The organism is Flavobacterium sp. CECT 9288 (assembly GCF_918731615.1).
GTDB lineage: Bacteria > Bacteroidota > Bacteroidia > Flavobacteriales > Flavobacteriaceae > Flavobacterium.
Genome location: NZ_OU957226.1, coordinates 3,484,431 through 3,502,252, shown reverse-complemented (window position 1 = coordinate 3,502,252; position 17,822 = coordinate 3,484,431). Strand labels below are relative to the sequence as shown.

The 17,822-nt window shown below is 39.3% G+C and carries 1 protein-coding gene; it reads right to left on the bottom strand.

Annotated features, from left to right (window positions below):
* Window positions 1–28: 28 nt before the first annotated feature.
* Complete coding sequence (locus tag LQ189_RS15405) at window positions 29–17,725, bottom strand: T9SS type B sorting domain-containing protein (RefSeq protein WP_230158398.1); 17,697 nt, start codon at window positions 17,723–17,725, stop codon at window positions 29–31.
* Window positions 17,726–17,822: the final 97 nt, after the last annotated feature.

The following is a 17,822-nucleotide window of genomic DNA, read 5'->3' as shown; positions in this document are numbered from 1 at the left end:
TTTTTGAGAACATATGCAATTCTCTATATTATCTGTACAATGTGAAATGTCCAACAAATTCTCGAGCGTCTTGTACATTTCTTAATCTAAGGATGTACCAGTAATCTCCCGAAGGTAATTCATTTCCGTTGTATTTACCATTCCAAGACTGACCTTCTCTGTATGTACCTATTTTACGGCCGTATCTGTCAAATACTTCAAAGATTAAATCTTTGTAATTAATTGTATTTGTTGGCGCCCAAGTATCATTGTTACCGTCCCCATTTGGTGTAAACACATTTGGAATCTTGATATCAATGAACTCAAAATAACGAGTAGCCGTTGCAGAACAACCATTAGCATCAGTAACCGTTACCGTGTAATCACCAGATTTGTAGATGATAAAATTACCTTGACTTCCTTGAGGCTCTCCGTTTAAGCTGTATTGGTAGTTACCGTAACCGCCAGTAACAGTAGAAACAATCTCATTCAATCCTCCATCAGATAAACTGATTGTGATAGGATTTATTTGATCTACATCAAAGATTACTTGCTTAATACAACCGTTAGTATGCCTTACATCAACAGTATGTCTACCTGCACTCAAGTTATTGAATACATTACTAGATTGGAAAGCTAATCCATCAAGCGAGTAATCTAAATCAGCAGGCGCGTTTCCAGCGGCTACCGTAATGGTTACTGAGTTTACTTGACTGTTGTTCACACAATCATAGTTCACATCTGCTACAGGATTAAGCGTTACTGGTTCTCCTAACATAATAGAAATATCGCTTTCACAACCATTAGCATCACGAATGTACACAATTTGTTCGTTTCCTGATAAACCAGTGAAATCAAACTGTGTTTGTGTAAGCGTTCCTGTAGTGTAGGTTCCGTTTCTATTATTTAAACTTACACTGTATGGAGCGTTTCCTCCTGTAATGTTTATGCTAAATGCACCGTCTGCATCACCCGCACATACTTCTGGAACCGCACTGTTAGGAACAACAGTAGCAAATACAGATCGTGGCTCTGTGATCTCAATATCCTTAATGTTTATAAAACATCCGTTTTCATCTTGAACAATATACTCGTAGAAACCTGGTCTTAAGTTTTCAAAAACACCCGATTCAAAGAACTGATCTAATCTAGGTGAAATAGCATACTTAATGATTCCCGTTCCTCCTGATGCCGTAATTACGATACGTCCATCTCCCTCACCAGCACAAGTAATAGGTGTTACCACATAAGATTGCGTTAATGCTACCAGCGGTTCAGTAATAGGTACAATACTAGAAGTTACTGCAGCACAATCTTGACTTACTACACGTACTACATAATTTCCAGCAGGAATATTTGTAAAGTTACCAGGTGTAGTTTGTGTTACCGTAAATGGTACTGGATTGCCCGTACTGTCCAAAAGTGTGTACACATAGTTACCTAAACCACCTTGTGCCAAAGCAACAATCACTCCTGATGCATCACCTGTACAATTGATCGTGGCATTTTGAACATCTAATGCAAGGGTTAATGTAGGAACCTCTTCAATTTTAACTTCATTAGAGATGAAACTTACACAACCGTTATTATCACGAATGTAGTAGCTATGCGTTCCTACAGGTACAGAGAATGTAGCTGTATTACCTATCATTGCTGTTGCAGTTGCAAAATTAGCGGTAGTACTGTAGGTATAAGGTGCCGTTCCACCAGCAGCTGTAAGCGTAAGTCTGGCATCAGTAGCACATGTTTTGGCTGTAGCCAATGTTAAAGCTGCCGTTACTCTTGTTGGTTCGTTGATTACAATATTTGCTGAAGTCGTACTACACGTCCAAGAATCAGAAACTCGAACTTGATACGTACCAGCACCTAAATTGTTGAACGTATTAGAAATTTGTGGTCCATTAGTAGTAACCACACCAGCTGCATTAGTTCTAATCAAGGTATATAAATAACTTCCAGATCCACCTGTAGGTCCTGTAGTTACCGTAATTCTAGCACTTGTATCGTTAATACAAGAAACAAGAGTAGTACTAGGTACTGCTACAAAAGCAATAGGTGTAGGATTATTAAGTACTACAATTTCTGAGTTCACACATCCTTTACTGTCTCTCACATTTACAGTGTAAGAACCAGCAGTTAAGCCTGTGAATACCGTTTGAGTTCCATACGCCACACTTTGTGCTGGAGTAGGACCTACCAATTCAAATTGATAGCTTCCTGGCCAACCTCCTGTTGCTGCAACAGATATAGAACCATCATTATTACCCGTTACACAAGTAATCTCTGTATGGGTTTCGGTAATATCAAGTGCTGTTGCTGGTGCCGCAATTGTAAAGTTTGTTGTAACCGTACAATCTGGGGTTTGAGACAAGGTAGCACTTATTGTATATGTTCCTGCCGCAAGACCTGTAAGCGTAATTGGTCCTGCGTTTGCAGCAGTTCCGCTACCTACATTTAAGCCCGCAGCATTTTGAAGCGTATAGCTAAAAGGTCCTGCATCATTACCATTTACTGGCGTTGTAGTGATCAAACGATCTACCAGTGTTAGAGTTGCTGTTCCATTCGTATCATTCAAACACGTGATATCAGTAGTAGCGTTAACCACCAAATCAAAAGTGTTTGGATTGTTTACAAAATGAACCGCACGTATTTCACAACCAGTATCTAAGTTGCGAACGGTAATGTTGTAATCCCCAATTGGTAAATTAGTAAATATACCATCCGTATTTGTTGTAGTTGGATACAGACCTGTTAAAGCTCCTGTTATTGGATCTTTATACACAATAGTATATTCTAAATTAGTAGCAGTGCCACCTATTGTAGTAACCGATACCGTAATATTTTCTAGAACGGCGCAAGTAATAGGTCGATTAACAGCTACCGATACGGCATCAAGTGCTACGTAAGGTGCAATATTTATAGCGGTTGTAGTGCTACCCACGCATCCACGGTTATCAAATACGTTTACCGTATAGTTTCCGCCAGTAAGTACCGTTTCTGTATACACATTACTGTTTCCAAATTGTACGCGTGTACCATTTCGTAAAAACTCGTAATTCAAGTACGTTCCTGAACCTCCATTTACTCCCGTTACTGTAATAGTAGCAAGATTGCTAATGTTACCTGAAGCACAGCCAAACTGTACTACTGCTGGTGCTGGAACCGTAATTAATCCTGGTTCATCTATAATTATCGTTGCAGTAGCATCGCAACCTCTACTAGAAATCACTCTAACAGTGTACGTTCCTGCAGCTAAATTACTAAACACGTTTGAAGCTTGTGGTAATCCTGAGTTAAGGCTGTATAAGTAGACTGGGTTATCATTAACACCTGGTGCTGGCGTTGCTATGGTTGCAGTAATCCTTCCATCAGTACCACCATTACAAGTCACATCGGATTTAGCCAATGCAAATCCAGTAACTAAAGTAGCTGCTTGTAAGTTTACTGGAACAAATACTTCACATAAAGTTGTTGTATCACGAACACCAATAATATGGTTTCCTGCTGCAACTGCGTTAAAAGCTGTTACTGCTGCAAAAGGGGCACCATCAATATTGTACACAAAATTTCCTGAACCTCCTGTAGTGCTTACCGTTATTTGTCCGTCACCGCCAGTACAAGATACTGGAATGCTAACCACTGGTGTTAAAATTAAAGGATTAACTATAGCAACTCCAGTTGCTGCTGAAATACATCCATTAGCATCACGAACTGTAATGTTATAATTACCAGGAGCATTTACTGTAATCACATTTCCAGATTGATAGTTGCTACCATCAGCACTGTATTCTAGTGCTGGACTAAAGCCAGATGCTGTTACCGTAATGTTATACGTTCCAGTTGCACTTGGACACTGCGTAGCTACTGCCGAAGCAATGGTTGGATTAGCATCTACTAGAATTGTTTGTGGTTTGTTGATTGGACAACCATTTCCATCTAACACATAAACAATCCAGTTCATATTGGTACCATTGTTAGTATCAACTGTAAGGGTATTGCTCAAACCATAAGCAGTAACTGCAGGTGCTGGAGCCGTAGCTAGTGCTACCGCATACTTATAATCAAGGGTTCCACCTGTAGCCGTTACCGTAATAATTGCTTCATCATTGTTACAATTAATATTGGTAGCAGTGCTGTTAAAATCAAGAACTTGAGCAACACCAGCTATTGTAAACGGTACATCAGCTGTACATCCTGTAGTAGTATCAACCACTTGTAGGCTATAATTTCCTGGTAACAATGCGCTAAGAGTTACTGTGTTTCCAGACTGGGCTAGAGTGCCTGTTCCTAACGTTAAGTTTGCTGTGTAACCCGCTGAATTACTTACCGTAAAAGTTGCTGCTCCGTCATTAGCGTTGAAACAAGTTTCGTTTGTAATAGTTGCTACTGTTGCTGCAATGTTTACACTTGGTGCAACAGTGTACAATTCTTGGTACGTACAACCGTTAGCATCTGTTACTTGGAATATATAATCACCGGCTGCTAAACCTGCAAAACTATTGGAACCAAAATTATTAATAACAGACGGCGAAACCATTTGATAGGTAAATGGACCTACACCGTTTGTAACCGTGTTTATTGTTACTGTACTTGTTGTACTTGTAGCTGGTGCACAATAAATCAATGAACCAGAAATATCCATATTTGTTGGTGGATCTAAGGCAATTACTGTAGTACCTACTGCTGTTGCAAATGAACAACCGTTGGTATCTCTCACAATTACACTAACTGGCCCGGCTGTATTAGTCACAAACGTATTGCTTGGTGTAAAACCTTGGCCATTAAAGTTGTATTGGTACGAACCATTTCCTCCGCTAGGCACAGCTGTTACTGTTGCTGCTTGAGTCACATTACCTGTACCACAACTTAATGGTGTGGTTACGCTAATTGTAGCTGACACCACAATTGGCTGACCAATAATAATTGGAGTAGTGCTTGTAGCAGGACATCCCTTAGCATCTGTAATCGTTACCGTGTAAGATCCTGCTGGTAAACCACTGTAGTTTCCAGTAGCGTTACCAGTACTATTTACAACTGGTCCGCTTAAGGCGAAAGTAAACGGTGCCACACCTGCTGTTGGGGTTACTGTAATGGTTCCGTTACTGTCTCCGTTACACGTAGCATCAGTGGCTACTGCTGTAAACGTTGGCGGAACTGGTGTAGTTACTTCAACTGGATTAGTCGTTACCGAACAAGCAGGCGAATAACTATCTGTAATTACAAATGAGTAGGTTCCTGCTGTTGTTGGGTTTATAGTGTACAACGGACCTGTAACTCCTGTTGCTGGAGCTCCTGTTGGAACGCCTCCCACTAAGGTTTGAACTGTAAATAGTCCAACTCCTCCAGTAATTGTTACATTAATAGTAGCTGCTGGTGTAGGAGCGCAAGTTAAATCTTTAGCTAATACAGCTCCGGCTATTAACTGATCAACAACGGTATAATTTACAGTATCCTCACAACCGTTATCGTCTCTGATACCTAAAACATACGTTCCAGGACCGTTAAGCGTAACTGTAGGTCCTGCTACAACCGATCCGTCAAGGGTGTATATTTTTGAACTTCCTAGATAAACCGTTGTTACAGCATCTAAATCAACTGTCAATGGTGTACCTGTGTAACATTGTGCGGCTGGAGCAACAATCGTTGGTTCAGCATCATTTACAATTGTTACTGGTACTATACCTAAACAACCATTAGCATCACGAACGTATACATCCCAAGTTAATACCGTACCATTTACAGTATCTACAGAAAGTACTGGGATATTGCTGTACAATGTTGGCGCAGTGCTGCTTGCTGGTACCGCCGCATATTCATACACGCCTGTTCCTCCGCTAACTGTGCCTACTGTAATAATAGAATCGTCTTCGGTACAATACACTTTTGTCGCTGTTGGTGCGAAAGTAATTGGATTTGGCAAAGTAATAGTTATATCATCAAAAGCCTCACACAAAGTAGTGTTGTCTCTTACGGTAACTGTATAAGTTCCTGCTCCAAGACCTGTTAACGTTATAACATCACCCACATTTGTAATCTGAGCTGCTGGTACAACTGGCGAAGTAGTTACAGAATATCCTAATGAAGTACTAAATCCGGTTACAGTAAAACTAGCCGAACCATTATTTGTAGTTCCATTGGCTGGGTTACACGTAATATCATTTACCAAAGCACCTACAATAGCAATAGGGGTTACTGGGTCTACGGTGAACAATTCTTGACGCGTACAACCATTGTCATCAGTTACTTGGAAAATATAGTCTCCAGGTGCTAAAAGTGTAAATGCACCAGAAGTTGCTCCAGAAGTATTTCCTGTAGCCGTGGCTGGAGAAATTATTTCAAAAGCTGGTGTTCCTAAACCGCCCGTTACCGTTACTTGCACCGTTGCTGAATTAGCAGTACAAGTTGGCGCTGTAGTTACAGCAAAACTTAAATCCGTAGGCGGTGTTAAGGCTGGTGTAACCACACTTGGTAAAGTAAACGTACAATTATTAGCATCACGTACCACGATTGTTGTAGTAGTGGCTAGTGGACCATTATTTACCGTGAACGTATTGTCACCAGTGAAAGATAAACCATTAAAACTGTAGGTATAACCCGTTCCAACTCCTGATGAAGTTCCTCCTGTTGGAGTATTTACAGTAATTAAGGTAGTAGTGCTACATGTAGTGTTTGCTGCTGCTGAAGCCGTAGCTGTAAGAGGAGCAGGCTCTGCAATTGTTATTGCAGGAGAAGCCTGTAAACAATCTCTATCATTACGCACGGTAACCACATAAGCGGTTCCTGCCACTAAACCTGTAAAAGTATTATTGGTGGTAAAAGCAGTTGTAGTTACGCCGTCAAATAAACTGTATTCATAAGGACCTACGCCTGATGTAACATTGATAGTAATTGTTCCGTCATTACCTCCGTTACAACTTACGTTTGTCACAATAGGAGTTGCAATTACAGTAGCCGGAATAGGATCCAGAACAATAGTTGCGGTTGCTTGACAAATTGTTGCATTATTTGCATCAGTTACTCTAAACTCGTAAGTACCCGGTGCAGCGGCTGAATAAGGTGTTGTAGCGGCCACAAAACCACCCGAGTTAAAGTTAACTTCATATGTATAATTTCCTGGTGTTGGAAGCGGATTCCCTCCAGTTGTATTCAAAGTGATTGTTGCATTTGGTGTTCCAGTACAATCTAATCCTTTCGTTAAAGTTGGAATTAATTCTAATTGTGGGTGCACTGTGTAATCTACAAAAGCTACGCAACCATTGCCATCTTTAATGTACAATCTATAAGTTCCAGCAGCATTTAACGTAAAAGTAGAACCGTTTTGGTACGTAGCGCTACCTAAACTAGCAATTGGTTCCACTTTGTAAGTTGCTGGTAAAATAGTAGCCGAAGCCGAAGCATTTGTAACTAAATCTATTGTAAATGGAGTACCGTTGTAGCAAATAGGTGCTGGAACTGCAATTGTAGGTGGTGCATCTTGTAATAAAATTACATCATCAGATTTAATACAACCATAATCATCTTTTACATACACAATATAGTTACCCGGAACACTTGTTGCAAATGTTGTATTAGTCACCCATCCTGAGGTACCAGCAGTAGGGGCAGTAACTGTATCTAATAAATATTGGTACGTGTAAGGACCTGTTCCATTACTTGCAAAAGCAGCAATAATACCATCTTCGTTACAATTGATATTTTTAATCTTTTGCGCAGTTATTGTTAAATCAATTGCAGATTCAGTTATGTCAAATCTTGTAGAACTGATACTACATCCAGAGTTTGTTGCAACACCTGTTTCTGTTACCAAAACAAAATAACTACCGAAAGGCAAAGTTCCAAAATTATTAACTACTAATGAACCCGTTGCTGGAATAACAGCAGCAACAGCAGGGCCAACAGGAGTTACTGATTGCGAATTATAAATTTGATAAGTAACTGGAGTAGCTACGCCATATGGTTGATTTATTGTAAATGTAACATTTCCATCTGCAGCTCCTCGACAAGTAATATTATTAGGAGTTAAAGGATTAACAGTAATAGTAGAATTTGTTGGTATCGGAATTGTGGATGTTTCATAATAATAACAACCTGTACCTGTACCTCCATTGGCAACATCGGCGTCAAAGACAACAAAAGTATAAGTTACACCAGGAATAAGATTAGGAAATGTTGTCTGCTTACTTCCCGGGGCATCTTCAGGTAACCAAGTTCCAGCAGGATAAACAGTGGCTGAACCAGTATAGATACTAAAGTAAAATGGTCCTGCACCTATTGTACTTGTTGGAGAAGAACCAACAGAAACAACAGCTGAACCAGGAGCTGAACAATCTGCAGGAGGCGGAATCACACTTATATCTAAATCATCAGGTGGAGATGCAACTTTGACATTTTGAATTAAAACTGAACAACCATTAAAGTCAACTACATTAATTTGGTAGATTCCAAAATCTACAACATTGAAAGCAACAGAAGTTGTTCCTAAATTATTTAATTCTGAATTATTATATCCGTTAACACCCGTAACAAAATAATTGTATGGTCCAACTCCTCCAGTAACACTTTGAACAATTACAGACCCTTTCGAGATACCTGCACCATTACAAGTAATTGGAGTTGAAGTGCTTGTAACTATAATAGCAGGTGGTTCATTTATAGTAATTGTTTCGGTAACCGTACAGCCTTTAGCATCAGTTAATGTTACTACATAATAACCTGCTGGTAATCCCGATGTTTGAGTTCCAAAGTCTTGTACCAAAATAGTAAATGCAGGATCAGAAAATTGTCTTACGTTAAATACAAAAGGAGATTGTCCTTGTGTGTTATCGATAGCGATAGTAATGGCAGCTGTATCATCACCATTACAGTTAATGAATGCAGATTGTGTTACTGCGGTAATAACGGGTGTAGTTGGTGCTGTTACAGGAATAGCCGCTGTTGTAGTAAATGTACAACCTGTAGTCGTATCAGTAACTGTAAATGTATAACTACCAGGTGCGTTTGTAGTAAATACATTACCAGCAAATGTTCCTGTTGCAGGACTCGCCGTATAAGTAAACGGACCTACTCCACCTGTTGGTGTTAAGGTAATTTGCGCGTCTGTTGGCGCAGGATTGCATGTAATATCTTTGTTTAAAATAGCATTTAACGTTAACTGTGGTGCAACCGCAATAACGTTACTTGTACTAGTACAATTATTAGCATCTTTTACAGTAATGGTATAATTACCAGATGTAGTTACGGTAAACGTGTTGCCTGCTTGGTAAGAAGCTCCACCGTTGATACTATAACTTAGTGTACCTACTCCTCCTAAACCAGAGGCAGTGATAGTATATGGACCTGACCCCAAACATTGTCCTGTTGCTGTTGCCGTAACAGTTGGTATTGGATCGGTAGCAATGGTTATTGGCAATATAAAAGTACAATTATTAGCATCAATGATATGCGCATACCAAGTTGTACTTGTTGTTGGATTTAAATTAGCAACACCACTTATTCCATACGTTCCTGGGGTTGTACTTGAAGTAACAAATGAATATCTGTAAGTTGAAGTTCCGCCAGTTGCTGTAACAGTAACACTAGCTGTAGGAACTTTACAATTGGCATTTACAGTAGTGTAAGTTGCTGCTAATGCTTGAGCTGGTTGCGTAATTGTAACAGAAGTAGGTACTGTACAACCTGTAACTTCATCTGTAAAAATTACATTATAAGTTCCTGCGCCTAAAGTGGTCAAATCGAAAGGACTTAAAGTTTCTGCCGTTACTGGCGTTCCTCCATTTACAGTGTAGCTATAGCTTCCTGTTCCAAAACCACTTACGTTATAACGAATAGAACCTGTTGTGTTATTGAAACAATCAACATCGGTTAATTTAGTTGCAGTAGCTACTATTGGAGTTACTGGAGCAACAAAATACGACTCGGTATCGTAACATCCGTTAGCATCCGTTACTCTAAATACATAATTTCCAGAAGTCAAACCTGAAAATACTCCCGTTGTAGCTCCTGTTGCGTTGGTAACTGGACCAGAAACAATCGTGTAGCTTAAAGTACCTACTCCAGTACCTGCATTTACAGGAACGGTTACTGTACTTGTTGTCGCTGTTATTGGCTGACAAAGAATTCGTGTACTTGTGATGGTTCCTATTACCGGATTATTTAAACGGAATAAAGTTCCGTTGCCTGAAACGGTACATCCTAGTGCGTCACGTACTATATACGTATAAGGTACATCTGCAGTAGTGTTGTTAATTGTTAAAACGTTGTTGTTGGTGAAAGCACCACCGTTAAAACTATAAGTATATGGAGCTGTTCCGGTTCCAGAAGTTACATTCACTGTTACTGTTCCTGCTACTGGAGCGTTAGAAGCGTTACATTCAAATGGTACAACGTCAGCTGTTGCTACCAAAGCATTTGCTGGTTCAGTGATCGTTACGTTAATTGAAGTATCACATTCTTTAGAATCACGTACGTAAAAAGTATAGGTACCCGCTGCTAAGTTTGTAAAAGTAGCACTTGGTCCAAATGTGATGTTGTCATTACTGTAAAGATATCCGCCTGAACCTCCTGATCCAATTAAAGTAACAGATCCGTTTGATCCACCATTACAACTTACATTAACTTGAGCAGCTACTGCTAGGCTTGGATCTGCTATTGGCGCTACCGTAGCTGAAGTAGTTGTTGTACAACCAATAGCATCGTTAATTACAATCGTATAAGTACCTGCTATTGTTGGACTGTATGTAAATGTAGGTCCAGTAATTCCACTGTTTGAAGCAACTGTATTACCAATACTATCTGTAATCACATAACTATAATTGGCTTGTCCTCCATTTATAGTTGTAGTAATTATAGCATTTGGCGTAGCAGTACAATCTAAAGGTTTCGTAACTGCTGCACCAGCTGTTAGTTGCGCTGCTACTGTTACTGCTGTTCCTGTAGAAAAGCAACCATTTCTATCTCTAACAAACACAGTATATGATCCTGGTGCTACGTTAAACGTATCAGCAGTTTGGAATGCTCCTGTAATTCCAGAAATTCCATATGTATAAGGTCCTAAAGGTCCTGTTACTGGGGTTACTGTAATAGTAAATCCGCTTCCTGTCGCTGAACATTGATTTGGTACGGTTACTACTGGAGGTGCTGGTGCAGGATCGCCTGCTATGGTTACTGACCTACTAGTAGTACATCCGTTAGCATCGCGTACGTAAACCACCCAATTTAAAATAGTTCCATTATTTGTATCTACCGTTACCACAGCGCTACTAGCAAAAGTAGTAGGTACTGTTGCTGGTACTGCTGGTACTGCTGCGTAACCGTAATCCGTTGTTCCGCCCGTTGCAGTTACCGTTATTTGTGCATTATCGTTGTTGCAATTAAAATTGGTTGCAACTGCATTAGTAATCGCTAATGGTGCCACTGGCTGGTTGATGGTAATGGTTCCATCAGCAAAACAACCTGTTGCCGTATCCGTAACACGTACGGTATACGTACCTGCTGCCACATTGCTTAGGGTAAGTACATTTCCTGATTGGGTTAAGGTTCCTGTTCCTAATGTTCCTAAAGTTAATGTAAAGGTATAAGCCCCTATAGTAGCATTTCCAGAAACGGTATAGGTTCCTGATCCTGTACTTCCGCCTTGGCACAAAACATCGCTGGTTTTATTAGCCGCAACGGCTATAGGCGTAACTGGGTCAATATTATGTGATTCGGTGTAGTAGCAACCATTGGCATCGGTTACTCTAAACGTGTAGTTTCCTGGTAATAAATTAGGGAACGAAGCCGTTGCTCCCGATGTCGTGGCTGGTGTAAAAAACGTTGAATTAGTTCCTGAATTTGTTCCTGTAATCAAGAACGTTAAGGCTCCTACTCCATTTGTAGCCGTTACAGTTACCGTTGTAGTAGGATTTGTACAAGTAACTGCTGCGTTACTAAAAGTTAAATTCATTGGTGAATTTAATGGTTGTAAATCTATTTGTTGCATTGGTGACAAACAACCGTTAGCGTCTCTAACTACTACTCGAATAGTTTGAACGCTGCCATTATTGTTTACAACTAAAGTATTGCTTGGTCCAAAACTACCTCCGTTGTTATAACTATACGTATACGTTCCTGTTCCACCTGTTGGTGCAACAGTTATGGTAGCCGATTGAGGTGCATTGGTAGGACTACAACTAAATGCTGTTGCACTAGCGTTTGGTACAATTGGTGTTGGATTTATAATCGTTACTTGCGTTGGCGTAGACTCACAACCTTTGCTGTCAATTACTTTAATATCATAAGTACCTGCAGCTAAACTGGTAAACTGGCTGGTAGCTTGCGTTGTATAAGCAGTAGCCGTACTTAATTTTATAGCATACGTATAAGTAGTAGTAAATCCTCCTGAAGGGGTTACCGTTATGGTACCGTTATTCAAGCCGTTGCACGTAATATCTGTTTTTGCGGTAATATGTGTCGGAGTTGTTTTTGGTGTTACTACAATAGGATTACTTGTTGCAGGACAACCACGGCTGTCTGTCACCGTGAATACATAACTACCGGCTTGAGTTGCAGTAAATGGGAATGAAGTCACTGCAGTAGGTGTTCCCGAATCGCGAGATACGATGTAGGTGTAAGTTGGGCCGTATCCGTTTGTAATAACTGGATTACCAATAGAGGCATCAACTAAACACGTTAAATCATTAATTAAAGAAACATTGAAACCTAACTGTGGGGCAATAACAATATTAGAAATTGTTGATGTACAATTGTTGCTATCTGTTACTACAATAGTGTGGGTTCCTGGCGTAACATTCGGAAAAGGATAAGTGGTTAAAGCTGAACTTTCAGCAGTGTTACTGTCTAATTGATAGGTAAAAGGCCCTGTTCCTCCCGTAACATTGACAACAAGTGTTGCTGGATTAGCGGTAGTATAACAATAATCAGTGGTAGTAGCCAGTGTAGCAGTTACTCCTGGAGGTGCAGTTACAGTTATTGGAAATCCAACTGGATTAGAACAAATATTAGCGTCTCTTACAAATACCATGTAATTTCCTGCTGGAACATTAGTAAAATCTCTACTAGTATTAAAAGCGGTAATTACTGAAGTACCATTGCTATCACGCAATTCATATTGATAGGCTGGAGTTCCTCCTCCGCCGGTTGCACGTATGGTTGCTCCTGTGGTACACGTTGCCGGAGTAAGTATTGCAGCAACAGCGGTTACAGCAGCAGGCGCAGTGATGTTTACTGTAAATGATTTAGAACAAGCCGTAACTGTAGAACCTACAGGACGAACCAAAACATTATATGAATTAACGCCTAATGTATTTATAACTATAGGAGAAGTTAACTGAGCAGCACTCCATGCACCACCATTATTTAATGAATATTCAAAACCAGTAGTGGCATCAAAATTTTGAGCCGTGATGGTAAATCCGCCATCAGCACCTCCTGCACAAGACACATTGCGTTGTCCATTAACTTGAGCTTCAAACGCACGACCTGTAGGTACTTCGATATTTATAGTTCTTGAGGTAACGCATGCTCGTGGCAATTGATATACTTCTATATCATCGACCGCAAAATCGATACCGTTAACTTGAGCAACTTCTAGGCGCAATACAAAATCTAAAATAGTATTATTTCCTGGATTTATTTCTCTTTCATACATGACCCATCCATTAGTTTTTGGTATTCCACCAGTAGAACTTGAAGACAAAGAAACACCTGCGGCATTTTGTAACTCAACAGTTAAGGAAGCATCTGGTTGGTTGTTCCCAACTCTTAATAAATTTGTAGCATAAAAACGAACTCTAATGGGTTGATTAGGTATAATATCTCTAATTTGTTTTCTATACAAAACTGCGTTATTTGGTATTGCATTTCCTGCATCAACAGCTAAATAACGTCCTGTAGCACTACCCGAAGTATGATCCACTGGATTATGCCAGCCACCAAATGGATTATTACGTAAACTACTTGTTACAGTATACTCTCCATTTCCAAACAATCTATTATTATTACATCTAGTAGCATCTATTTGACGTTCCCAACAAAAAGCAGGATTAATTCCAGGAGATGATGCATCAGGAGACGAAGTATTTGTATAAACGGATGAATCTCTACCAAAATCCTCAAACAACAAATTACTAAATGTAGTTACAGTAGACAATTGATAATCTATCCTTATGTCATGAGGTCCAGGGGTAACGTTTAAGAAAATATTACTTGGAGTATTAGGGTTTTGTATACCATCAATAAAATAATTATAGGTGTAATTGATATTACCTGGATTATTTACTGTAACTGTGCTTGTGGCTGTTCCGTCACAATTAAAATCAACTGGTGTAGCAATACTAATATTAGGTGGAGATGGTGCAGGATCTACCGTTACTGGAGCTTGAAAAATACAATTGTTGCGGTCTCTTACATACAGAATATAATTACCTGGCGCTTTCAAAGCATTATTTACAGTGGTCCAAGATCCTTGGTTGTCAAAACTAAATTCATAAGGCGCAACTCCTCCTTGGACATTAGTTATACGTACCCTTCCTTCGCCGGCTGGTCCACAACCTGCTAACTCAGATACCCCCGCTGAGGCTGTTAAAGCTGTTGATGGTTGGGTAATGGTAATAGGTCTCATAGGTTCCAGACACTCTACTCCATTCAATGTGTATTTTAAGATGGTATTGTAAGTCCCTGCAGCTAAACCAGAAATTAGTCCTGACGTACCATAGTTCAAGCCGTTATCTATACTATAGGTTACGGTATACCCATTATCAGCAGTCATGTTAAAATTAATAACACCTGTAGTATCACCATAACAATTTACATTAGTACCTACTGTGTTGTAGACTGGTGTAGGAACACTTGCTACGTTTATTGAAGTTGTGGTTCTACAGCCGTTTGCATCTATAATCAATAAATCATATAATCCCGCTGTAGGTGCATTTATTTGATAAGCAAATTGTGGAGTAGTAGCTCCATTGACATATATAGCATAGGGTAAAGTTCCTCCTACTGGTGCAACGGTAATCTCACCTGATTCACAAGTAAGAGATTTAGTAAGACTAACTGTAGCTGTTAAGATATCTGGCTCTCTTATCTCTATAGATCCTGTTCCAAGACAACCATCCTCTGTTGTAACTTCATAAGTGTAGGTACCTGATGTTAAATTCGGGAAATCAAAAAAGTTATTATTTGTTAAAATAGAAGAGTTTACAATAGTTCCATTTCTTCTTAAGATATATGAATATTGTCCTCGCACATCATTAGCAGCTAATCTTATGGTTCCACGATCTCCATTACATAAAGGTTGTGTTACAAACTCACTAACTGTGAAATTTCGTCTTCGGATATCAATTCCTGGTACTTCAAACAAACATGGATTTGATACCACACCTTGTTGTCTGATATAAACGGTGTAAGCTCCAGGAGTAGAAATTGGAAATACATTACTGGTTTGAAATGGACCAGTTGCATTTAAACTAAACTCATAGCCCGTTGCTGGAACACCACCCACTGTAATTTGTCCTGTGGTATTACAAATGATATCTCTAGAATCAGCTGTTGGATCTAATAAGTTTTTAAAAACATTAAAATAAAAAATATTAAAACATCCCCCTGCATAATTAAACACTACTCTAAATTGACCTGAGGTGTCGGCAGTATAATTCTGTCCAGTAGCTACTGTGGTCCAAGTACAACTGGTTTGTTCATTGGCACAATCATCTGAACCCACGGGAGGACAACTGGCTTCGTTCAAGCGTTGCCATTGAATGGAAATAGCATCGGAAACTCCTGTTGTTATTAAACGGCTGGCATTGGCTCCACACAAAAATATTTTAGGTAAAAGTTTACCATTGTTAGGACAGGTTACTGTTTGTGTTGCAAAAGGAATAACTGGGTTAGTAACTGCTGAACCTGCAGGAGAAACCGTAACAACTTGTCGTATGGTTCTACACGGAGCAGTAGCAAAATTAGTTACATAAAAGGTTCCGGTTTGAGTTACTGTAATAGATTGTGTAGTTCCTATTACTGGAGTTCCTGATGGGCTGGTTGACCATGAATAAGCATCGTATCCGTTGGCTGCAGTTAGTACTACACTGGCACCACACAACTGGTAATTTCTTGTGTAAATACAATCATCAAGACCTACTAAGAAATTGGTTGGAGCTGGAGTACCTAAAAAACACGCTCCAAAAGTAGCTAAACTTCTTTGATCATCAACCCTAATACCACTGGCTTCTCCTTGATAATCTGCAAACGCTTGATTTTGGATAGAATTAGAACATACATCACTTAATTCATTACACTCTGATACCACACGCACTTTAAAACGTATTCTATATCTAGGAGCACTAACTACGACCAAATTTTTAGGAACAGTAAAAACAATAGTTCTTGTTGCTGCAGTATAAACATAAGTAATTCCAGAATTATTAGGGACTACAATGTCATTTGGATCAAAATTAATATTAATAGGTAATACGTCGGTAATGGTAAAATTTTCGGCATTATCGTTTCCTATATTTTGAAAACCAATTGCATAATGCAATTCTTGACCTCTAGTTACATTTTGATTACCAACATCATTGGTTAAAGAAGCATCACTAAAAACCTGCTTGGTCAAAACAATGTTAGGGGCAATAATATCTAAGGCAATTGCATTAAAGTAATAAAAATACACGTCTTGACTACTCCTAAGCCCAATCAATGCGCTGGTATCATTATTGTCAATGATTACATTTCCATTATTGGGTATGTTCAAAATACCCGCATCATAACCCAGCGTATTGGAGCTGTTGGGGGTTCTATTGAGATAATTTTCAGTGAGCCCTGTTGCAGGGTCAATATAAGTTACCGAGCTATTAAAAAAATTAGTGTTAGGACGAATATCGGTTGGTACACTATTTGCAGCTGATAAAAGAGTACCATTTATAGAAAGGTTATCTCCTGGAATATCCCCATCACCCTCTAAAGCGGAGAAAGCAAATTTACCTCGAACTGGTCCCGCTGGGATTGTTCTAAAATTAGTAACTGCAATATCTAGGTTCACCGTACTACTTATCGCACTAAATCCATCGTAAGAAGTGATTGATTTTGCAGGCAATTTAGGATCTTCATATACAATGTATAACGACCAACCTGCCGAAAGACCTGTACCACCACTAGTTGTATTTGCAGGCCTATTAGTACCTTGAGCTGTAGAAACGTTTGCTAATGTATAAGTCCCCTCTGGATTTGGATTACCGGTTCCAGTCACTAAGCTAGTAACATCAGCCACACAGGCATAAGGCAAACTGGTTCCTATAGGTGTAGTTGAATTATGGATAACGGTTCCTACCACGTCATTATAACCACCAGAAGGCATTCTAAATTTCACATTGGTCACCGGAGTGGTTCCTCGTGTTACAGCACCCCAATACAAAGCAGCGTATACAATTTTATAACAAGGTGCAGAAGTGGCTACCGGATTAGGAACAACTAGATTAGCACTACTAGAATTAAAAATACCTGGAGTGGCACCGTTATCAACATTGATGTACTCCATACTAAAATCAGAGTTCAAATTGTTACCATTATAAGGATCGTTTGGATTCCTGGTAGCTGATCTCCTATTCAAAATACTATTACCTATTAGTAACATATCTCCTTTGATGTCTTGATCAAATCGACGTGTAAAAGGAACTACGTTTTGAGAAATAGACAAAAAACTTTGCAAAAACATAAAAGTAAGTAGGATTACTTTTAAAAAAGTAGTTTTTTTCATAGTAGTGGTATTTTAATGAAGTAACAATCTAGTACTCTGGGGGGAAGCTACTAGACTGTTCCTTCGTATTTATTTTTAAATTCCAATTTTAATATTC

Bases quoted from the DNA above. Each gene is read 5' to 3' on its own strand.
- LQ189_RS15405 (WP_230158398.1), bottom strand. From the start codon at position 17,725: ATGAAAAAAACTACTTTTTTAAAAGTAATCCTACTTACTTTTATGTTT.